General features: G+C 43.4%; 14 protein-coding genes. 2 read left to right on the forward strand and 12 right to left on the reverse strand.

What is annotated here, in order from left to right; genetic code table 11:
• The 5 genes from RH40_RS19005 to RH40_RS19025 form a co-directional block, all read right to left on the reverse strand.
• A partial coding sequence (locus tag RH40_RS19005; RefSeq protein ID WP_009603326.1) for a DUF2169 domain-containing protein occupies positions 1-637 on the reverse strand: 637 nt, incomplete at its 3' end.
• Positions 618-1,937, reverse strand: a complete 1,320-nt coding sequence (locus RH40_RS19010) for a hypothetical protein (protein ID WP_009603328.1) — start codon at positions 1,935-1,937, stop codon at positions 618-620. The genes RH40_RS19005 and RH40_RS19010, both read right to left, overlap by 20 nt.
• A gap of 15 nt (positions 1,938-1,952) precedes the next feature.
• Complete coding sequence (locus RH40_RS19015) at positions 1,953-2,435, reverse strand: hypothetical protein (protein WP_009603330.1); 483 nt, start codon at positions 2,433-2,435, stop codon at positions 1,953-1,955.
• Between the two features lie 2 nt (positions 2,436-2,437).
• Entirely contained in the window at positions 2,438-4,516 is a 2,079-nt protein-coding gene (locus RH40_RS19020) for a type VI secretion system Vgr family protein (protein ID WP_009603331.1), read from the reverse strand.
• A gap of 70 nt (positions 4,517-4,586) precedes the next feature.
• Positions 4,587-5,105, reverse strand: a complete 519-nt coding sequence (locus tag RH40_RS19025) for an Hcp family type VI secretion system effector (protein ID WP_009603333.1) — start codon at positions 5,103-5,105, stop codon at positions 4,587-4,589.
• Between the two features lie 460 nt (positions 5,106-5,565).
• Here RH40_RS19025 and tssH point away from each other — a divergent pair, with 460 nt between their 5' ends.
• On the forward strand, positions 5,566-8,247 hold the full coding sequence (gene tssH, locus RH40_RS19030) for a type VI secretion system ATPase TssH (protein WP_009603334.1): 2,682 nt from the start codon (positions 5,566-5,568) through the stop codon (positions 8,245-8,247).
• The gene (locus RH40_RS19035) at positions 8,234-9,865 is read left to right on the forward strand and encodes a sigma-54-dependent Fis family transcriptional regulator (protein ID WP_009603335.1); all 1,632 of its coding nucleotides are present in this window, start codon (positions 8,234-8,236) and stop codon (positions 9,863-9,865) included. The genes tssH and RH40_RS19035 overlap by 14 nt, the downstream gene beginning before the upstream one ends.
• 131 nt (positions 9,866-9,996) lie before the next feature.
• Here RH40_RS19035 and RH40_RS19040 read toward each other — a convergent pair whose 3' ends face one another.
• From RH40_RS19040 to RH40_RS20865, 7 genes are all read right to left on the reverse strand, one after another.
• Entirely contained in the window at positions 9,997-10,752 is a 756-nt protein-coding gene (locus RH40_RS19040; protein WP_009603336.1) for a hypothetical protein, read from the reverse strand.
• Positions 10,753-11,514: 762 nt separating this feature from the next.
• The gene (locus RH40_RS19045; protein WP_009603337.1) at positions 11,515-11,901 is read right to left on the reverse strand and encodes a DUF4345 family protein; all 387 of its coding nucleotides are present in this window, start codon (positions 11,899-11,901) and stop codon (positions 11,515-11,517) included.
• Between the two features lie 172 nt (positions 11,902-12,073).
• Positions 12,074-16,783, reverse strand: coding sequence for an OmpA family protein (locus RH40_RS19050; RefSeq protein WP_009603338.1), 4,710 nt, complete (start codon positions 16,781-16,783; stop codon positions 12,074-12,076).
• The gene (locus tag RH40_RS19055) at positions 16,783-17,991 is read right to left on the reverse strand and encodes a hypothetical protein (RefSeq protein WP_009603339.1); all 1,209 of its coding nucleotides are present in this window, start codon (positions 17,989-17,991) and stop codon (positions 16,783-16,785) included. The genes RH40_RS19050 and RH40_RS19055 overlap by 1 nt, the downstream gene beginning before the upstream one ends.
• 4 nt (positions 17,992-17,995) lie before the next feature.
• Positions 17,996-19,669 carry a hypothetical protein gene (locus RH40_RS19060; protein WP_009603340.1) on the reverse strand — a complete coding sequence of 558 codons (1,674 nt, stop codon included), beginning with the start codon at positions 19,667-19,669 and terminating at the stop codon, positions 17,996-17,998.
• 441 nt (positions 19,670-20,110) lie between these two features.
• Complete coding sequence (locus RH40_RS19065) at positions 20,111-21,319, reverse strand: TolB-like translocation protein (RefSeq protein WP_009603341.1); 1,209 nt, start codon at positions 21,317-21,319, stop codon at positions 20,111-20,113.
• A gap of 745 nt (positions 21,320-22,064) precedes the next feature.
• The coding region (locus RH40_RS20865; RefSeq protein ID WP_009603342.1) for a hypothetical protein at positions 22,065-22,969 on the reverse strand (905 nt) is incomplete at its 5' end.

Consider the following 22,969-nt stretch of genomic DNA (forward strand, 5'->3'; position numbering starts at 1 on the left):
ACTCATCATCAAATGTACCGGCTAACCTTTGTCGAGACTCAAAAAAAGGAGGAACTGAGCCAAAACCTGCCACTTTTATTTGTTTGCTCGTCGCTGTCCAATCCTCATTTGGATAAAAAATCCGAGGTACTGGCTGCTCAAGTAGTTGCTGATTAGAGGTGGCAACCCCACATCCCATTCTATTACGTTCATCGCCACCGATGGCATAAGAATAATCGATATCAGATTCAATGAAGGAACTCGGTCTACTTATGGTAATGCTTCCACCGTGTTCAACCCATTGCCTTGGCCCATATACTCTAAGAGTTTTATCAATATGACCATCGATAAGCAGTCGACACTCATGAGAGGTAACAGGATTTTTGGCATAACTTCTTGCCTTGCCACATAAAATAACATCAGTATTCGATTTGAAGTAAGCAAACTCATGGTCAATACGTTGAGCCGACGCCCCTGGCTCTCCCATATACTGGGGTTCGGTAAAGATCTCGCATTCTTGCAATGGGTTCCAGTTTATACCGTCAAACTGCCATTCTCTTTTACCAACAACCACCCAGAGAGCCCGACCATGCTCATCATTTTGCAGCCTCCCTTTTAATGATAATTCTGGATGCGGTTCAATATCCCACAACTGCATTTTGGTTCCTTAATTCAAATCGTTCACTTGCTGATGGCAACTCACGCAAACGCGTAAAGTTCCAATCCTGTTGATAACGAGGCATGGTCATATCCCAAGGTATATAAACGCGGGATTGAATACAAAGCTGATACCATAGCCATTGCCTAAACTCCGCAGTAATGTTTTGGCCTTGCATTGCTTTTAATGTCGATTCAAAACTCAACGCGAAGCCCAATCGACTGGGGAGATTTTGTTGATATCCATCGCGATCTTGCCATTCAACGAGCTTTTGACAGATTTCCTCCCACTCATATTCAACGCCAACATCGCTTGGTTTCAGAGGTAAACGTTCACCATAAACCACATAGAGCGCTTGTATCCAAATCTCTCCCTCTGATTCTTCCAATGCCAATAGGTGTTCGAGTATAGATGGGACTAACCTCCAGTCACCACACAAGGCAAAAGCAATCGGGGCGTATGATGCTGTTATCTCAATCTCTTCAAATTCTTTAAGTTCCAATAACTTTGCAAAGAGCATGACTTTGGGAGAGTTAATTGCACTTGGCTGGGTACCAAACTGAATTCGAAACCAAGTATTACGGTCGGATTTGGTAATGATACGCTCGAATAGCCACTGTTCATAATTGCTATTTTGTTCAATCCATTCAATACCTGCAGGATTGTCATATAGAGCCAGAACTGGGTAAGCGCACTGATGAGTAACCTTCTCTGTCTCTATCCAATGCTTTATGAGTGAAGTCGTGAGAGTTTGACGTATCCTCAAAAATTCAAAGTAAATCTCACACCCTGAGGCATTACCATCGATAAGCTCTGCTAAAATACGATCCAACTGAACCAATTGAGAACGTGCAATAAGCACATTTGCCATCGTTTTATCTATCTTGCTCGCAACCATCAAACCACTAATTAGATGTTCAACGTCTTGACCAAATTCCTCTTGCATCATCAACCAAACATAGATTTCAGGTTGACTCTCTTTTAATTGAAAAATTAATCCTGGGGCAAAGTGATAAAAAGAAACATAGACCGATTTTAATTCGGTCATTTGCGCTTCTATTCTTTGGAGATAATGATTCTCTTGACTGGGGAAGCCACGACGGTAGTTCGATAGAGTCTGACGCAACAAAAAGCAAACCGTTTCTGATGCCAGTGCTAACTTTTCGTTACAGAATGCCAACCATAATTTCGGCTTGTCAGAGAGCTGTTCAATATAAGACTGTTGTTTTTGATTGATCTGTTCAACATCTTCAATGGTGATGGGTTTATTAAGTCTTTCAACCCCGATTCGTTGCCGCATGTTTTGTATCGTCCATCAGTTAAGTTTGATAACACCTGCTTGAAGTTTTTGTGCCATCTCAGCTTTAGAAAGGATGTGTTTTCCTTCAGTGATCACTGTGCTGTTCTGACCTTTAATCTGGCTTTGAGCCTCGCCACTGATGATGTGTATTGTGTCAGAAATATCCAGTTGTATTTTCTTAGCCGAAAAAGACAGATCACAAGCATGGGGATCAACACCAAACACAATATGAGTCACAATCGGCAGACTGATGTCTTGATTAGCAAATTCAATATGACACTTGAGCCTTCTCTTGCCAGCCACTATAAGTTCTTGCTCGGTCAGCTTACCAGAAAACTTAGCCATGATAGGCTGACCAAAAGGGTTGCCCACAAAGTCAACTTTCACCTGTCCCAAACTTGGAATTGCTGATACAACATAGCCAAAACGCGAAAAGCAAGCCGATAATTCGGCTTGCTCACTAACTAGAGTTTCTAAATATAGCGTCTTTTTTTCCATCACTAGTTAATCGCTACATTACAACCTTTCACTATCACCTTATCGCTACCTTCAATAGTGATGGCATTCCCAGACAATTTAATCGTACCGTCACTATTCATCACTAGTGAGGAACAGCCCGTTTTAAGTACGATAGTATCACCACTGATTATCTGAGTGGCATGATCGGCCTTATAAGAAGTATCACCTTTGACAGCAACAGTAAGATTACCGCCAATCGTTAAGTTATCATCTGAACCCACGTTTGCGCTCCTTGACGAACCAACAACTAAGTTGCTGTTTTCACCGACGTCAAGATCATCATTTTTACCAATCTTTGTTTTTCTGTTATCGCCGATTTCTAAATCTGCGTTATTTTTAACGTATTGGCTTTCATTGGCGTTGTAAGTGACGCTGACGTCCTGTTCAACGGTTTCGGTAAACGTGCTGTTGACTTGTGTCGTCTTGTGGCCATCGATGGTTTCTTTGTGATCGCCCATGACTTCATTAGTCTGATGACGTGCAACCTTTAGGAATTCATCCTGACCGATATCTCGATAACGGTTGTTGAGTACCTTGGTCGACATGTCTTTCTGAGCATGAATATATATTTCTTCTTGGTTGGCTTCGTCCTCGAAACTTAATTCGTTGTATCCATCACCTTTGTGAGTCTGTGTGCGAAACGTGGTACGAGTTTTATTGTCAGGCAGCGAGTAAGGAGGATTGTGCAGCCCGTTGTAAACAGCACCTGTAACCAGAGGTCGATCTGGGTCACCCTCAAGGAAAGTCACCACGACTTCATGACCAATTCTTGGTAGATACACGGCTCCCCAAGTTGGTGCTGCCATCGATTGACTAACACGGATCCAGCAACTTGAATGCTCATCGACCATACCGTATCTGTCCCAATGGAACTGAACTTTAATTCTACCCATTGGATCGGTATAGATCTCTTCACCAGCAGGGCCTACAACAACTGCCGTTTGTGGGCCATCAACAACAGGCGCAGGCAATTTCGGCGCTCTAAAAATAGTGCTGCGCGGAATACATCTAAACTGGTTAAAATACGTGGTGGGCAGTTCGCTCGATTCGTCCTCGTGCACTCGTGGGTTTTGACCTGTGTGCGTCACTGAGAGCATAAGGTAATCACGATTGATTTCAGAGCGAGGGTGCTCGCTGATATCAAAGCTGCTGCCCGATATCAGGCGCATTACATCGCTGCTCGCCTCTATCTGTTCATTGTCGACGATATGCTCAGATATCCATTCAGACGCCCTAACTTGTCCCATGGCTGGATCAACGTAACGCCCCGGATAATCATACAACTTGAGATCCACATCCAGCGGCCCACCTCGACTCATCTCTTGCGGGATTTTAGGCTGCTCATAGTTATAATCGTTGTAGGTAACGTGTCCCGTTTTCACTCGATTGACTAATTCAAGGTCACTAATATGCTCACGGTCAGATACGCCACCGCCACTTGAGTGATAAACAATCGGCCCAATGTAGGACGAATTCAGCGGAGTACTTTTAAGCGGAACAATCGCATCATTGCTATCAACAATTACCATGGTGTGATTCGCTTCGCTATGCTCGAAGTAATACCACATACCATGTTCAGCCAGTATACGCTGAACAAAATGTAAATCTGACTCACGGTATTGCAATACATACTCTTTCGGAGGGTATGTACCCGAAACTTCGAAACGATAATCAGTGACTGAGCCATCATCAAGTACTTCAGTGACGATATCTTTCGCTGATTTTTGTTGGAAAATACGACAATCTTGTCGCTGAGATAGGAACCAAGCTTGTGGCACTAACGTTAACTGATAACGAGAAAAGCGTCGACCAGAACCAAGATAACGAACCTCATTCACCACACCATTGAATACACGTGCTGTGCCGACACCCTGCCCGTACAGAGATAATGAACCTGCCTTGCGGATCAAAGCGTCAAAAGGAATATCTGCATCAAGTGAAAGTAATGAGAGACTGATGTGGAAAGGTGTTGAGAGCTCCTCATTCACCTGAAAACTTTCAACTTGAAATTCATAGCCACCACCTGAGACCACAAATTTGAATTCTACGTCATTCACCATATCTTTTACCTGATACTAATAGTCAAACAAGGGCCAACCGAAGTTGACCCAGTATGTTGTGGCGAGGCGATTATGCTTCGCGAGGCGCACGCCAGTCGTCGTTACCGCCTTTACCCATAACTTCGTGAGTTACTTCGATTGCACGGTAAGTGAAGCTCAATACTTCTTCTGTTACACGATCAGAAGTCGCAGCATCTTGACAGTGAGCCATGCGAGTTTGCATATCAACAAGCAACGCGTCGATTAGCTTGATTGTGTAGTAATGCTCTTGCTTACCTTGGATAGAAGTACGGTAGAACTTGATGTTACACTCAGGTAGCTTCTCACCAGATACCAAAGCGTTGAATAGAAGCGGTGAACAGCAGTCTTGCGCTTTTGTTACGATAACAGGCTTGTGTACACGCTGACCTGTTGGCTGACCACTTTGTGGATCACGTGGAATAGTCAATACGTGATCAAGTTCTTGCACTAGAAATTCATCAACGTGCGCTTCTTGCCAAGAGTTACCAACTGAATCAGCTGAGTAAGCATCTTTTGTAATATCGCCTTGAGTTTCGCCAGTAATAGACATATACGCTGGAGTTGGCATCTTATATTCCTTCTCAAAAATTTTCTATTTTATTTAAATTCACCAAATCGCTTATCCGCGACCCAGGATATATAATACAAACAGCGTGCCAACTTTTTATTCACTATAAAACAACAACTTATATCTTTAATTATATTTATTTCCATTTTAATCATTCAATAAATTGGAAAATTTAACAACTTATTGTACGAAAGATACAATTTATTGTTACTCATATTCATTGATAAAACAACGGTATATAAATATTGAAAAAAAGCGTTATTGACGGGGTATTTAGTGATAATGACTAATATAATAATCAAAGTGAAACCAAATAGGATTAATTTTGGTTTTAAATTATTTTATATCTCCTCTTAAACAACCAAAAAACACTAGTCAAAATAACTGACCAGAAAAAATGTCTTTTTATATTTAGTATAATTCGCTTCAATTTTAAACAACGTATAAGTTCGATAAGACAATGATCAATATTAATCTTTCTTCATTAATACAGCGTCTGCACCCTATCGCAAAAGTAGCACTTGAAGACGCTGCTGCTTTAGCCGTTTCAGAAAAAGCCAGCGAAATCCAAATTGAACACTACTTGCTTAGCCTACTTGAAAGGCCAAACAGTGACTTTGACCTTTTGTTAGCGCACTTTGAGTGTTCAGAGAATATTCTCAGACAATCTATCCGCTCAACATTAGATTCAAGTGCGACCGGAAACGGAGCTAAGCCGGTTTTTTCTTCTTTACTTATCGAATGGCTACAAGAAAGTTGGTTGGTGTCTTCTCTTGACCTGTCACAAACCCAAATTCGATCAGGGGCACTACTACTTACCCTTGTCAGCAACCCACTGAGATACGGACAACATGGCTATGCTTCCTTTTTAGAAACGGTCAGTGCTGATAACCTCAAACGTAACTTTGCAGAGCTCACCAGCCAGTCGATTGAGGCGCGAGTTTCCACCTCTGAAAAGACTGAAGCACGTGAAGAAGGCTCAGCACTGAGCAAGTTCACCACCGATTTCACAGGCAAAGCACGTAAAGGCGAGATTGATCCTGTATTTTGTCGTGACCAAGAAATTCGTCAGATTGTCGATATTTTGGCTCGTCGTCGTAAAAATAACCCTATTGCCGTGGGTGAACCTGGCGTTGGTAAAACGGCTGTTGTCGAGGGCCTAGCACTAAAAATCGTTCAAGGTGAAGTGCCTGACAATCTAAAAGGCGTTGAGTTGTACGGACTGGATATGGGTCTGCTTCAGGCAGGCGCAAGTGTCAAAGGTGAATTCGAAAATCGCCTTAATGCCGTTTTGGATGAAGTGAAAAATTCACCGACACCTATTATTTTATTTATTGACGAAGCGCACACACTCGTCGGTGGAGGTAATCAAGCTGGTGGCAGTGATGCTGCTAACTTGCTCAAACCTGCGCTTGCGCGTGGTGAAGTTAAAACGATCGCCGCTACAACTTGGTCTGAATACAAAAAGTATTTTGAAAAAGATCCCGCTCTAGCAAGACGTTTCCAATTAGTTAAGTTGGATGAACCTTCTCCAGAGCAAGCCGCATTAATTATACGCGGTCTTCGCCCTGCTTATGAGAAATCTCACAATGTCTATGTTCGTGACGATGCCATTACAGCCGCGGCTGCTCTCTCGGCTCGTTATATCTCAGGTCGCCAACTGCCCGACAAAGCGATTGACGTTCTCGACACGGCTTGTGCACGGGTAAACATTAGCCTAAATGCCATTCCAGCTGCCGTTGAAACCTTGCAACAGCAACTCGCCGCTCAGCAACGTGAACTCGAAGCACTAGAGCGCGATGAACTGCAACAAACCGGTGACAAACATAGCCTTGCGACCATTCCTGATCTAAAAGCTGCCATGCAAGACACCCAAGAAGAGCTCGATGTCCAGCACACTCAATGGCAAGAAGAAAAAGCGCAAATCGAACAAATGATTGCCCTGCGTGCTCGTTTGCATCAACTGGTTTCTGTTCAAGATAACCAAGATGAGCTTGACGATGATTCAGCACAAGACCAACAAGATGAGGATGTGTCACCTTACGCAGAGATGGATGAAGAGGCAGTGCGTATTGCTATTGCGGCTTGCCAAGAGCAGCTTGATGCGATTCGCGGCACTAACCCATTGGTGCACTTTGAAGTTGGCCCAGATGAAGTCAGCCACGTGATCTCAGATTGGACAGGTATCCCTATGGGTAAAATGCTCCAAGATGAAGCCGCAACTACCCTAAACCTGAAAGACAGCCTAATGGCCTCTATCAAAGGTCAATCCTTTGCCATTGATGCACTCGCAGAAGGCATTCAGACCGCAAAAGCTGGACTTGGCAACCCTGATGCACCGACTGGCGTATTTTTACTGGTGGGGCCAAGTGGTGTCGGTAAAACAGAAACAGCCCGAGCTATTGCTGATCAACTCTTTGGTGGTGAGCGATTTATGACCACGATAAACATGTCAGAGTTTCAGGAAAAACACACGGTTTCGCGCTTGATAGGCTCGCCTCCGGGTTATGTGGGCTTCGGTGAAGGTGGTATGTTAACAGAAGCCGTACGCCAACGCCCTTATTCGGTTGTCCTGCTTGATGAAGTGGAAAAAGCCGATCCAGAAGTTCTCAACCTCTTCTATCAGGTGTTTGATAAAGGGATCCTCAACGATGGAGAAGGACGCGCGATTGATTTTAAAAATACTCTTATTATCATGACCAGCAACCTTGCTACCCAAGAAATTGAGTCACTCACATCACAATCAGACGACATCGATGCTGCAACGATTGCAGAGGCTATTCGTCCCACGCTCAACCAGCACTTTAAACCGGCCTTGTTGGCACGAATGAACGTGCTACCTTTCGTACCGCTATCTGATGAGGCGATGACTGATATCATCCATCATAAGCTGACTAAGGTCTCTTCTCGCTTACAAAGCCACCACAAATTGTCGTTGGAATACGACCAAAACTTGGTGGATTTTGTATTGGCAAACTGCCGTTTGGCAGAGACTGGAGCGCGAAATATCGATGCGGTTATCAATCGCCAACTCCTGCCTCAACTTTCCAACCAGTTATTGGCCAGCGATAAGGACGAATCGCATAGCCAGATCACGGTATCTGTCGATGAGCAAGGAACGCTGACCTATGCGTTCAGCTAGCCAAAGCGATCTGAGTAATGCGCTGCTCGCGATCAGCCAATCTTTGGCTGATCGTACCCAGCTTGCTCAAACCCTTGACGCGGTGCTCAGTGCAGCGCGTCAAATGACCTTTGCCAAGCACGGCATCGTCTACGTGCTTGACCAAACGGGTCAGGCGTTGATCCCAAGTATTGTTCATCATAGTGAGCAAGCACTTTCCGCTCACCCATGGCCTGCTCTCTCTTTCGATAGAGCCAGTCAGACCGATCCTTTCAGCTACGCTATCCAAAATGGCGAAGTGGTGTTGATAAACGAACTCTACCAATACAATGGCTACGATTGCGAAACCATTTACGAAAGTGAGCAAGCTCTCGGAGTAAAAAGCAGCAATTTACTGGCTTGGCCTTTGGTTGACGACAGTAAAAAAACCATCGGCCTTTTAGCTCTGCTCGATTTGAGTATCATTGACAATGAATCGGCGCTCAGTGCATTTTGTCAAATGGCTGCCAATAGCATTCGCCAAGCTGTTTGGCTCGAAAATTATGGGCATATGATCAAAGATCTTAGTGCAGACAATGCTGCTCTTATTCGTGAGAATCAACAACTAAAACAGCGTAAACAAAGCCATTATTCTGGCCCTATTGCTGAGAGTGAACAAATGCTCGATGTGTTGCGCCGCTTAGAAAAAGTGCTCACCCTACCCGTTGATGTTTTGCTTAGAGGCGAGACGGGGACAGGTAAAGAGGTCATAGCAAAATACATTCATCAAAATTCGAATCGTGCCAATGAGCCACTCATAGTGCAAAACTGTGCGGCGATCCCTGAGCAACTCCTTGAATCTGAGCTATTTGGTCATAAAAAAGGGGCATTCACTGGTGCCGACAAAGATAAGATCGGTCTGTTTGAAGCCGCTCATGGCGGAACACTGTTTCTTGATGAGATTGGCGATATGCCATTGCTGCTGCAAGCCAAACTACTTCGAGTACTCCAAGAGCGCAGAGTACGACCAGTGGGGGCAAATAAAGAAATTGAAGTCGATGTACGCGTGGTTGCTGCGACACACTGTCATTTGATGGACAAAATACAAAAAGGCGAGTTTCGTGCTGACTTGTTTTATCGCCTCAATGTATTCCCCATCACCTTACCACCACTTCGAGAAAGGCACGCTGATATCTTGCCTCTGGCGGAACACTTCGTTAAGCATAGTGCCAACAACTTAGGTTTACCCGCTGCGCCTGGATTAAGTGCCAAAGTGCAAAGCCAGCTTATGGCCTACACCTACCCAGGCAATGTCCGTGAGTTAAAAAATATTATTGAGCGCGCTTTATTGCTTTCCGATTTTGAAACCATCAATCAAATTGAACTCGGTGAGGTGCCTGAAGAGCCCACTATCTCACAAGTCTCTAGCGAACCAGAGCCCATTACAGCGCAAGTGAAAGAGATAGAGCCCATTATCTCAGAGGTGGATGATGCCAGCAGGAGTTTAAAACAAGCCGTCAGTGACTATGAAAGGACCGTGATTATTGACTGCCTCAACACCACCAATTGGCAGATGAAGCGCACCGCAGAACAGCTGTCTCTGCCGCTCAGTACCCTAAATCACAAAATGAAAAAGTACGATATCTCTATTCCCAAGTGATCTTAAGAATATCTGCTCTTTGAGAGCAGATATTCTTGATTTACGAACCTTGATACCGATATTGATTGCAGAAGACAAAGCTATTTACGCACAATCTAACGTATTAAAGTTACTTGAATATCCTTACCTACTTAACAAATTGTCCCTTGGATTGATGAACCCAAAGGCTTGCCAATGTATGACATAAATACAGAGGCAGCCGCATTGCCCGTAGTAAAGCTGATTGAAGAGTTATAGAAATATCGGTTGACCCAGCCACCGTTGTAGTATTTTGCCTTAGATTGGACCTGAGTATTCCCCATAACTTTGGTTTTAACTGTATACCTAGTACTACCAATATGGCTAGCTACACTGATTTCTGGGCTCCACATCAATGGAGGCGCGTAGGCGGCAAACCGTTTGCACCCGAAAGTTTTGTGGGATTGTTTTCCCCCAAACAGACTCTCAAATTCATCGTCTTCAGCGATAAAGTTGTTATTTTGGTCTGTGTCTAGCGCGCTGCTTTCGATGTAGCAACTCGGTCCGGGTAAATCTTCTGAAGCAACAACAGGCACGACCATAGGATCTAAGAAAAGCTTGGCTTTTGTGCATGAGCGTTCGACCAAATTACCATACTTGTCGGGCACCTCATACGTCCCCTTTAAGGCATAGGTGTTGCCATAGTTATCGTACGCAACACCATCATTATCGTCTTGATAAAGAGTCTCAAGATAGACTCGGTGCTTTTTGCCATTTCGACTAACCACATCAATGGTTGCCTTTCTATTCAATTCAGCGACCACTTCATGAGAAACCATTCCAGACAATTCTAAAGACTCTTTATTTTCGGCAAATACCTGACCACTTAAAAAAAGCGGTGTAAGCGTTAATGCTAGTTTAAATTTCATCGAACTAATTCCTTGTTATGTAAACAATAAGCAACTATACGCATACAAACAAAAATAAAAAGAGTATTAGATCTCAAATTTATTTTTTTATAGATAAAAAGTGACGTAATATTTTTGGGATATTACTGACTATTTTTCTTTATAAAAAATCTGGACACACCAAATAATTTTTATCAATGCCAAACTATAAACGTGCTTAAATAATAAGCATTTTTAGTCCCTAAGATGAGAATACAATAAAGTCTGGCGGGCTAAATATTGGCTTTATTCAGTATGAACAACCTAAGATACACCTTTCGCCAAAAATATAAAAAAATTAATAAAATCATTAATTTAATACAAAAGGCTTCTATAGCCACCAGAAAAATAGAATCAAAACCATCGCCATGATAAGAAGTCCGTTAGATGAAAAAATTATGTTTTGTGTCTTTTATTGTCTAATTTTTACGCGTCACTTTTTTAGAAATATAGATGGCCAATACCTTCACATTATATTTAATAATATTGATAGACATAACATTATTTTCTAGCTATTAGGTTAATAGCCTAATGGTCCTTAAATAAGGAAAGATTCATTAAATAAAAATGGATTCCTGAGACTGAAATTGCGAGAACATGATATTAACAAAACAGGTGTTTGAATTGACCTTTTTTTCTAATAACACGTTTGGTGTCATTTTTATCTTTGCTATTGTGATGTAAAGATTACAGCCAACGGAGTATCCTCTCTGCCCGCTTTCTTCAATAGCCTACAAATGGGAGCTAGTTGTTTTTTACTGCCACAGATTTTCTTAAATACAGCGCGGCCAAACCGCCTGCAATCTCAGCGGCGAGATAGACAAACATCAAGCCATTGGCCTGTCCATCAAGCCCAATGCCAAGAGCACGGCTAAATGCCATTGAAAGTAATATCAAAGCAACCATCAATAGTGCCATATCCACATCATTTTTGAGCTTGGTGACGAAAAGCAATAGTGCACCAATCGCAAACTGCGCCCCGCCATACGTTGCCCTAAGATCAATAATTGCACTGGCACCCTGTGGGCGACTGCCTGTTATCCAGTAGGACATCTCGATAGGAAAAACACTAAATAGAGCCCCGTACGTTAGAAAAATCAGCCCAGTGAGATACACAAATACTTTTGCCATTTGATGCCTTTTTGTGAGTTAGCTGCATAGTTGCCTGAAGTTAACCAGTTTAAAGCAATAATGAAACGCAGAGAACTGGTGCAATCACGAAGCCAATGAGACACCTAGAAAAAAGCCCAAGTTAATACTCGGGCTATCACCAAGGGCTCAGTTGCCCTTAACTTAAACTCCTCTACCAATCTTTAACCCAGTCAGATAACGCTCCGATTCTTTCCTCATTGAGTAAAGAGAATCTAGCATTACTTTTCATCCATTTTTGCAGGTTTTGATGGGGTTTAAATACTAAGTTCTTTTCAGCTTCAGCAACATCCTGATCTGTTGTGAGTTCATTGAGCTTATTCGCTACCTCGACCTCACGCTCTTCATCTACTAGTGAATACCACCTTTCAGGAATCGCCGTTTTTTCCACACCACAATCTCGAAGGTTAATAATATTTGTGGCTAGATTTTCAAGTCCAGAACCTAAAGGACCACTTAAAACCGCATTAAAATTTGCACCAGTAAGCCCCATTTCATACCAACTTTCTGAGCCTAAAGGTCTAAGCATTGGTCTTAATCCCTTAACCTTGTGTCCAAAGAAGTTGATATATTCGAAATCAGACACGTTAGCGAACAATACCGTTTCTTCTTCCTTCCAAAAATCACCTAATGCCAATGACTGAAGTGATTGACTGTTTAACGTCGCAATAGAATTAGCGAGATCGAGTACCGACTTAGGGACCACATTGAGCTTACTGTTAGGCTCTAGATAGTCTTCGATAGAAAATTTGAAACCACTTTCCTCTTTTTTAATCGAACCTAGCCTAAACACTTTGGAGAACTCGGCTGCAGGTCTGTCACTCGAAGTACCACCAAGATCGAGAGACATGTACAGTGGGATAACATTCTGGTCGTAATGCATATTATCTAGGTGCTCTTTAGGCTGATGTTTAGAGCGAATTAAAATCGTGCCTGTGACATCTGCGTCCCAATCAAATCCTTTAAGCTTACCTCGCAATTTCCCCAATTTCGTTGCCAATGGATCCAGTACATCCGGACTTCCATACGCATTGTGTGAAGAAACACCACTTTGACTGAGATAAAATGAAGCCTCTGCATCATCAAAAACCTTGGGATACTCTGCTGACTTTTTGTAATCCGAAAAGTCCAAAAAGCTTTCCTCATAAAATTTACCGTCAGCTTTTTGAAGCGGTGCAAAATTAATAAAATCTTTAGTTAGACCGTATTCCCTCGTCGGGTTTAATGTCATATTAAAGTACGGTAAATACCTATTGGCGACAGAGGTCGGGACAGGGGCAATCTTATGTTCGGTGTCATCACAACCCGGCACCATAATTTGGAAGAAATAAGATAACCGCTTTGATATCCCCGAACTGGTAGACTCTGCACTCGAATCAAACAGACTTTTCATAACCCTATCATCATAATCAACGACAGGACGCACACCCAACATACGCTGTGTTCCGTAGAAATAACTTGGTTCAATGATGACGCCATGCGCTTTATTATTGACAAACAAACTCTGTAGCGATTTTTTATCTGGACCAGTGAAATATTTAAGATCCAGAGCTGAACTGTATTCGATATGTCGGGAGGCTATCGAATCAAACAGGCTTCGCTGATTAAAATTACGAGAAATAACGTCCAAACACACAGGAACGCTATTAATATTGGCATTAGCAAACTTTTTATCATCTAAAATCGCAACAATACGAATATTATCGTAAGGCGTAATTTGATTACGATTGTTCTTATAGTATTGTTCAAACGGTATCCAATCTCCTCGTTCTGGTTTATTTTCACCAGTCTGATAAGAACGACGAACAAACACTTTAATCGCTTTAAACACATCCTTTTTTAGTGACTTGGGCGCCTTGGTAGACCTGAGACTTGAAAACGTCGATTCATTGGCACTCGCACGATAATGAACAGGGTAATAGCGATTAAACTTAGCCGCTTTTTGCTGCATTTGAGCGGTCAAATCGTCGCTATTATAATGGCGGAAGACAGCTTGACCACCCGCTGACAACATACCAATACTGCTTTTGTCTAATTTCGAGTAAGAAAGTTGGTACCCATTAGATCTCATCCATACTTCATCAAGGTGCTCAACACCAAGCAGTGAAATCTCCATTTCCCAATCATCCCTAAGAATGAACTCTTCAATATATTTGAAGATGTTCAGATCAGAAAAGTCTTTCAGTTGTTTTGTTGACCCTTGCATATACCCATATCGGCCATACGAATAGGGCGTTATGCTACCAAACAATTCACTGGCCTTAATCAAACGAATCAAGCCGTTAAATGCCAATTGTCTTTTTAAATAAGCACGAAGATGAACTTTAAAAATACTATTGTCCTCGGCTTCGGCTAAGGTGGCATTCAGCATCATCAAATCTTGGTAACGGATGTTCTCAAGCTCTTTCTTTACTTTGTAACCATCATCAAATGCCTCAATGGCAACTATCGCTTGTTTAGACAATTCTATACTGGCTCTTACTGCCCCAGCAATCGCCCCAGCAGGAGGAAAGAGCGCACCTACCCCTAAGATCATCAGGTCGACCCCAGCACTAAGAGAAGCAATAAATTGTTCGTTATGCCCAATATCACTAAGAATTTTTGCTTTGGCTGCTTTTTCTACATCATAAAGGCCGCTACGGCTCGGTGGGTAATCCGGCATGGTTGAGAAGTGGAAAAGAATTTCAACCCTGCGGTTTTTGGCTCGCTCATGCTCATTTCGGTTCTCGTTTCCGGGCAAAGGCTTACTGAAACCATGTGCCTCGGTAACAAACATCCCCTCCCAAGCCTGTCGTCCTTCTCCTGAAATTGCATTTAAGATGGCATTCTTGACTGCAATAGCGCGCTTCATGGATAAGTTAAGATTGACTTCCTCACTGCCAATATCACAAGTGTGACCAGCAATAACAATCTGGAATGGAGAATGAGCAATCTTCGCTAAGTTAGCGCCGATCGTTTGGTAAGGGTTGCCTTTTTCCTCTAGAACCTGAATTTTGTCAGAGTTGAAAGCGAAATGCGTCGCATCCAATCGCACTTTCAAATCGCCAACCGTACCCTCGACGATGGACACTCCGTCTTGATAACTCAGCTTGTTGAGTTCCTCTCTAAGGCTGGTCACCACTGCTTGATATTCTGACTTTTTTTTATCATCCTGGGCAGCCTGCAAACTGGTGCGTTGCAATGATGATGTAGCAAGTGAATAAGCAGTAATTTTGTCTAAAAATTCATTATTTTTCTTTTCGCTGTTCGCTTTTGATCCACTATGTTGTGACAGTGTGTAAAACGCTGTCACTGCCGTGAGCGGCTTATCCAGTAAGAAGCCGCCCGCCTTACCCACTTTTTCTATAAAAGGCCGAAGACTGGTATTTCTAAATCTCAATGTATCGAGATTAGGAAAAATGTCGGGTAAATCAATCAAAGCGCGCGTTTGCGGGGAAACAGGGCCAAAAATAGGTCTGTTTAATGCACTTTCCGCAGTATTGAGCACATTTGAGATTTTATTGGCTTTTTCAATAAAATCAATCGAGGCTAACGTCACACCGGTTGCTTTTTCAGCAATATCGATAAGACCGCCTGGCTCTTTGTTTACAGAGTCACTTGAAAGGCTTGATGCCGCGGCACCGACCACTTGCGCCAAAGTCTTCCATGTCAGTCCGTTTTCCATCCCACCCATGGATGCCTCTAACCAGCCTTTTTGTGTTTGTAACTGTTGCCATACTTGTTCGGGTAGCTCAGTACTGCTTTTGGCTGTTTGAGTACTAAGCTGCTTGGCACTGGCAAACGGGTTTTGCTGCAAGGTTTGCATAATTTGGGGGTAAAAGTGCGGCGCGTGATTAATTAGCGCTTCTTCAACACTAATGGGATCGCCGCACACCACAGTGGCACGTCCCGTTGGGGTATGCAGCGGCAATTGAAATAGGTTTTCTTTTAGGCTGTATTGACTCGGAATACCGCGCTCTGCCAATATATTAAATTTTCGGTCAGACATTTTAGTTAAGTCAATATCAATACGTGCGTATTTTTGCAAAGCATGCAGGGAAAGCGCATCCGCCGACTCAATCCAAAATGTCGCAACCGTGTATTTATCTTCAACTTTGTCAGAGTCTTGAGTAAAGTATTCAACATCGATAGCCTTGGCAAGTGAGACTGGCTCATTGTGTGCAGAATGGGCTTCATTACCCACCACCAGCCCCGCCAATGAGGAAGGTAAATCACTTAAGGTTACATTGGCACCAGCAAAATCTGGCGATGAAAACACCACTTGAATAGTATAAAACTGCGGTACTTCCAGCACACAGATGTGTTTATGGCGGTTATTTTTATGCCATATTTGATAGTCCGAGAAGTAACTCTGTTTAAGTAATATTTCGTCGGTAACCGGAGGTAAGCATTCATCTTCCACTGAGACACTTCGAATGCCAAATTTTTCCACCGTAGTCTCAGTCCGTCGTGCAGTGTCTTTTATACTGTCATATAAATCGGCCATCCAACCTTTACCCTGCGTTTTATCCTCTGCGGCTTTACCCATCTGCGAGAGCGGCAGCAGATAGCTGGGGAAAAATAATACCTTTTCCAATACTGGCCCACGATCAGTAGGTTTAGCAATACTATTAGTTAAAGAGGTGGTCGCCTCCGTTAACATGCCTTGCTTGTCTTCGGCTAGCAATGTTAGGCGGCCATGCTTATTACTAGTGACAATTGGGTATTGACTGGTTGCATCGGCATTGGTTGATGTTTTACTTTCAAGATTGGGCAGCGTTAAGGTTTCAAATGGCAGTGGAAAGTAGCCGCTTTTGGCTTTCCCATTCGCACCGTATAAACGGCCCATTAAGTACAAGGGATATTCGTCTCTTGTTGCCATCATTACTGCCCTCGCTTTTTGTTGTGCGCAGCCAGCAGGCGCTGATAGGTGGCTTGATATTCTTCTTCGGTAGGAATACGCGGCATTACTGCTGCTAAATCAAGATCGTCAAGCTGCTTAACCATAGAGAGCGGGATATAAGCTCGCAAACCTCTTAATGTTGTAAAGTCCTTTCCACCCTCTTCTACAGCGTAGTGATAAGTCATGGTCTCAAACATACCTGGCTCACCATCTAGACGTAGCCGGCGTACATATTTGCCCTCCCAATCAACATACCATTGGCCTAACTTTAAAACAAAAGCCTCGGGTGCTTGTTCAACTAATTCAGTCGGCTTATCAAAGCCATAAATATAATTACGGCGATCCTCGATACAAACAAAATAGCGATAATCTGGGCTGCGCCTATACCCTTGAGCACATAGTGGAGTCCAAAACTCCTCTTTACCGAGTAAGGTCATATCTGATAGCCGATAGATAAGCTGATCTCGGCCTAACACCTTAGCCCCCAAGCCATTCAGATTCATGCGATTTATGGTCCAAGTTAGTCTATCTTGTGCCTCATTAACCCCTATAGAACTGGTATTAAAGCTGGAATACTTCTCGCCATTGAGCTCTAACACCTCTGGCGTTAACTCTATGGTCTCTCCGGTGGCTAAAATTAGTCGACTCGGCACACCGAGATTACCGGTAAAATAAAGATACTCACTATCAAGACTAAATTGACGGCCATAACAGTTATCATAAGTTGCCACCATTTTTTTGTCTTTAAGGTCATATACAGCGCAGTCGGTACTAGCGAGACCTGAGTATTTTAATGACACATAGCGGCCATTGGGAGAACGAGTAACCGTACCTGTTTTAGTGATCTTATCTCCAAGATCATAACGGTCAAAGAGCTTGCGCACCTCAGTACCATCAAAATTCATGGTGTATACGGTTGATTTATCGCCATGTTTAAACATAAGCTGCGGCTGAGTGTGTACCCTATCCCATTGTTCAATGGGCACTGGTTCTGGGATCACAACCGAAATATCCCACGATTCCTCAGTTTGGGATCGCTGACTCCATGAAGTGAACTCACGCCGCATTACTTTTCTATCAAGCTTTTTTTGATAAGCCGAAGGCTCAACCAATCTTTGTTTCGACCAGTAAGTGACGCCCACCACAGCGGCAACACCGAGTACCATAGCGACGTATTTTGCTTTTATCATTGTGTTATCCAAAAATTAAATTGTTCATGGTATCAAGCAGTTCAGATTCCGCTTGGCGCTGCAGCTGAATTGCTTCATCTATCTGTGTGGGTTGGTGGGGTTCGGCCGTCTGGGCTTGAGGTTTTTCTCCCAATACCTCTTCGTAGCTTAACCCTTCAAAGATTTTTACCGCACTGTCTTGCCCCTCAGGGTGCATAAAGGTCAGTGAAAAGGTACCTTTGGGTGGAATCCCCGTGATATGTGCCGAAATAAACCCGTCTTTTACAAGGGTGCTAAAGGGCTCAATCGCGACCCAGTCACTATCAGCATCTTCCATCACTGCGGTTAATCCTTTGTGCTGCTCAAGATTGCTTGCCCCCTCTTCTTCATCAACATCGAGGCGCAGCACAAAGCCATTATTCTTACCGTCCACATAAGCGATCACTGTATTGCTTTGATCGTAACTGCGTACTATGGCTTGCTGATCAGAAAGCCAAGGCATATCTTCTTCAGTTATAGGGTGGATGCTGGCGCTGTCGACATCGGAGGTAAAGCTTTGAGCATGAAATGCTTGCGCGTCACTATAACTACTCAACTCATCAAGCGGCGTGCTGACTTTAGCCAACTTAGCGGGATCGGATTCTAAATCTTCGATTTGTTTAAAGCGTTTCTGTTTTGGTGAAAAGACAATTTTTAGCCCAGTTTCACCTTGTTGAAGCTCACCCATTATTTTATAAGGTGCCCAAAACTGCGGAATAGCAAAGCCTATCGGCTCACGGACGATCACCTGCGGCGCCTTTTGCTGTTTTTGCTCTTGCTCTAAAATGCGGTAGTACTCAACATCAATATCTTGGTAATAGCCTTTGTCATTGATGGCTAATTCACGCCAAAGTTTGCCCTGCCAAAACACATACAAAAAGCCGCCGCGCAATTCAGACGCCTTGGCCTTATCTTGGCTTGCATCCAAATACGCCAATGGCCGCACTGGGATCAACACATTATCCCATTCCGGCATTTGGGTATCTTGGCTTACAGGCATCAAGCCCTCTGCCAACTTAAGCAAAATCGGTTGTGGTTGGCCTTGACAGGGAATTTTGATGTAAAGCGTTTTAGGCTCTGACTCCAAGTCTTTAAAGGTCGCTAAGCTGCGATGTGCGTGCTCAAAATCTGGGCGCGCAGAGGTGACTTTTTCCCGCTGCTGCTCGGTTTTAGAGAGCATTAAGCACGCCGCATTCCCCGACCACTGACCGGCAAACTCAACCACAATTTTATCATCGGGGCTTGGCTCAGGCGCAGCAAAAGTTAGATTGCGTGCCAAAGGTACATCATCGAGTACTTGTTGGTAGCTCGCCTTGTGTACCTTGACTTTTTCCGGCGCAATCTGCGGCATCATATAGGCTTTTAGCACAGGAAAAGCTTGCAGCTGAGCTTCGGTTAATGGCACTTTGCGCGCAAAAGTCGACACAGCAATCCAGCGCCCTTTCACCAGTTCTGCGCGTAACGCGCTAGTTAGCGATTGTGGTGTTCTTTTGGCCGACAAAGGCAGTTGATCAGCAAGCGACTTGGGAAGCTGCTTGAGAATATCAGCGGTATTTCGCGCACGCGAAAAAGGTCCTAAGCACTCATCGGGCGTTAAGACTTTATCTAACTCGACTGTCGATAATTTCGAGCTAGGGACGAACTTGCAAACTGAATGCATGTAATTTCTCCACAACAATCATCATAAAATATGGTTGCGGGACAGTTGAGCACAAATGCGCTCTTTTGGGACGATTTGGTAAGGAGAGTTTACTTATTTAGCTTATTGATTTCAATGAGATAAGGATCGTGGTGATTTAGACATTTTTACTAACCAAAAAGGCATAATCACCAAACAAAAAGACAATGTAACTGGCTTATGGCTTTTTAAAACGTCAATAATAAGGCAAATAGCACTGTGATAACCGATAAAAAAATCAAAAATATGGGGAGAAGTTAACATTATTTTTCCGCAACTGGCCTTACGTTACCGGCCGTCCGCAACTGATCCACTGGTTGACTAGCAATCTAGGATGATAGGTCTGAGGTTTTTATGACAATTAGGCTGGCATCTAAAAATAGCCAACACCGAGTACCATAGCGACGTATTTTGCTTTTATCATTACTGCCCTCGCTTTTTATTGCGCGCAGCCAGCAGGCGCTGATAGGTGGCTTGATATTCTTCTTCGGTAGGAATACGCGGCATTACTGCTGCTAAATCAAGATCGTCAAGCTGCTTAGCCAGAGAGAGCGGGATATAAGCTCGTAAGCCTCTCAATGTTGTAAAGTCATTCCCCTCCTCGTCAACACTGTAGTGATAAATCATGGACTCAAACTTAGCTGTCTCGCCATCTAAACGTAGCCGACGTACATATTTGCCCTTCCAATCAACATACCATTGGCCTAGCTTTAAAACAAAAGCCTCCGGTGCTTGTTCAACTAATTCGGTCGGCTTATCAAAGTCATAAATATAGTTACGTCGATCCTCGATACAGACAAAATAGCGATAATCTGGGCTGCGCCTATATCCTTGTGCGCATAGTGGAGTCCAAAACTCCTCTTTACCGAGCAAGGTCATATCTGATAGCCGATAGATAAGCTGATCTCGGCCTAACACCTTAGCCCCCAAGCCATTCAGATTCATACGATTTATGGTCCAAGTTAGTCTATCTTGTGCCTCATTAACCCCTATAGAACTGGTATTAAAGCTGGAATATTTCTCACCATCGAGCTCTAAAACCTCTGGCGTTAACTCTATGGTCTCTCCGGTGGCTAAAATTAGTCGACTCGGCACACCGAGATTACCGGTAAAATAAAGATACTCACTATCAAGACTAAATTGACGGCCATAACAGTTATCATAAGTTGCCAACAGTTTTTTATCTTTAAGGTCGTACACGGCGCAGTCGTCACTGGCTGGGCCAAAGTATTTGAAAGACAAATAACGACCGTTAGGCGAGCGAGTCAAAGTACCATCTTTAGCAAGCTTGTCCCCGAGGTCATATCGATCAAAGAGCTGGCGCACCTCAGTGCCATCTAAATTCATGGTATAAGCTGTAGCATCACTACTATAAATAAACATAAGCTGCGGCTGAGTGTGTACCCTATCCCATTGCTCAATGGGCGCTGATTCTGGGATCACAACTGGAACCGTCCATGATTCTTGTGTTTCAGAACCCGGTCCCCAACGGGAGAACTCGCGCATATTGACAATATCATCGAGTTCTTGTTGATAAGCCGAAGGCTCAACCAATCTTTGTTTTGACCAGTAAGTGACGCCCACCACAGCGGCAACACCGAGTACCATAGCGACGTATTTTGCTTTTATCATTGTGTTATCTGCTCTTTGTTGACCACCTGATTAATTTTCTTTTTCGATTAAATCCCAACTATGGTGGCGCCAATTGACAAACCCACTGGTTCAAGTGGCAAAATCACTACTTAAACTGACTTAAACACAACAAATAACCAAGGAAATAAATCTATATCACTAAAACATACGGCTTTAAGCAATTGAAAACTTATTAAATATGGGGGATGGTTAACAATATTGTTAAATTTCGATAGCCTCTCCAGCAGTAAACACATATTGTTACAACGTGCTACCGCTGGAGAAGTAAGAATAAAAAGGTGAGTACGCTTGGCACCCACAATGTAAACCTCGAGCACTGCTAATCTTTTTCATACTCGTTGATTACAAAATGTCAGGTAGTAAACACCACCCAATGCAGAACGCTTTACCTACGTTAAAGCAACGGGTGTCACTATATATAAAACGTATAGATTCTCAACGTAGCACTTCAACCATCATCTCCTCACTTAAACGCTCACAATCACTCAATTAACATTCATAATGGGTGTAGTGCTAGTCATTCTGACGATATGCCCTTCCATACCCACAAATATTCATAGCAACAAAAGTCCGAAAAAAAGCAGGCATTATGATATCGCTCACAAAAAAGCGAGCATGGCGCTCGCTTTTTCTTATCAATCCCCGAAAGGTTCAGGCTACAAAAATCCAATCATTTGAACCTTTTTACTCATAATAGGCTCATCGCGATACGATAAAAAGCCTTCTATGTTGCATTAAACTTACGCTGCTTTGTCACTGTTTGTTGCGCGGAATTGGTGCCTTTAATCTCAACCGTAACCTGACCAGCCGCTATCGTCGACAGATCAAGTTCATACTCCCAATTCCCATCCGACTGCATCGTTGGTGTCTCATTGACCTTTTCTTTTTCACTGTCGATCACCACTAAGGTGATGTTTTCAAGAAATTGATAAGTGCCGCTTAAAGCTAGCTTAGCATCCGGCGTTATCCCAACATTTTTACCGCCATTAATAGCATCTAACGTCAGCTTTGGCGTCAGCGTATCAGTGCTTGTTACCTCTGCACCTGCATTACCCGCTTTATCTTGAAAGCCTGTGAAGGTGAAAGATAATGATTCGACGTTGTTATGAGAAGCTAAAGATAACGGCTCACTGACCCACTCCTTTTTGAGGGGGTCTCCATCCGTTTTCCAAGTCAGCTGTAACCCATTCAACACTGAGACAGTCGGCTTTGTCACCGGCTCACTAAAGCTCGCCGTCACCGTTAAAGCATCGTCCTCTAACTGGTAACTAACATCATTAGTGGCATCAAGGGTAGGCGCTTGATTATCGTAAATGAACGAGCTCTTCACAGGAGGAACGCCATTACCTTTAACCGTAACCTTAACCTCACCAACCGCTATAGAAGATAGATTGAGTTCATACGTCCAAATCCCGTTCTTACCCATGGTCGGCGGCTCACTGACCTGCAATCCTTTACTGTCAGTCACCACCAAGGTGGTGCTGGCAAGAGCCTGATAAGTGCCGCTCAAGGGTAATGTCGCGCCCTGAGTTATCACGCCATCAATCTTATTAAGCGTCAGCTCTGGCTTCAGCGTATAAGTTTTTGTTACCTTTGCGCCTGAATTACCCGCTTTATCTTTAAAGCCAA

The organism is Vibrio caribbeanicus ATCC BAA-2122, from assembly GCF_000165125.1.
Taxonomy (GTDB): Bacteria; Pseudomonadota; Gammaproteobacteria; order Enterobacterales; family Vibrionaceae; genus Vibrio; species Vibrio caribbeanicus.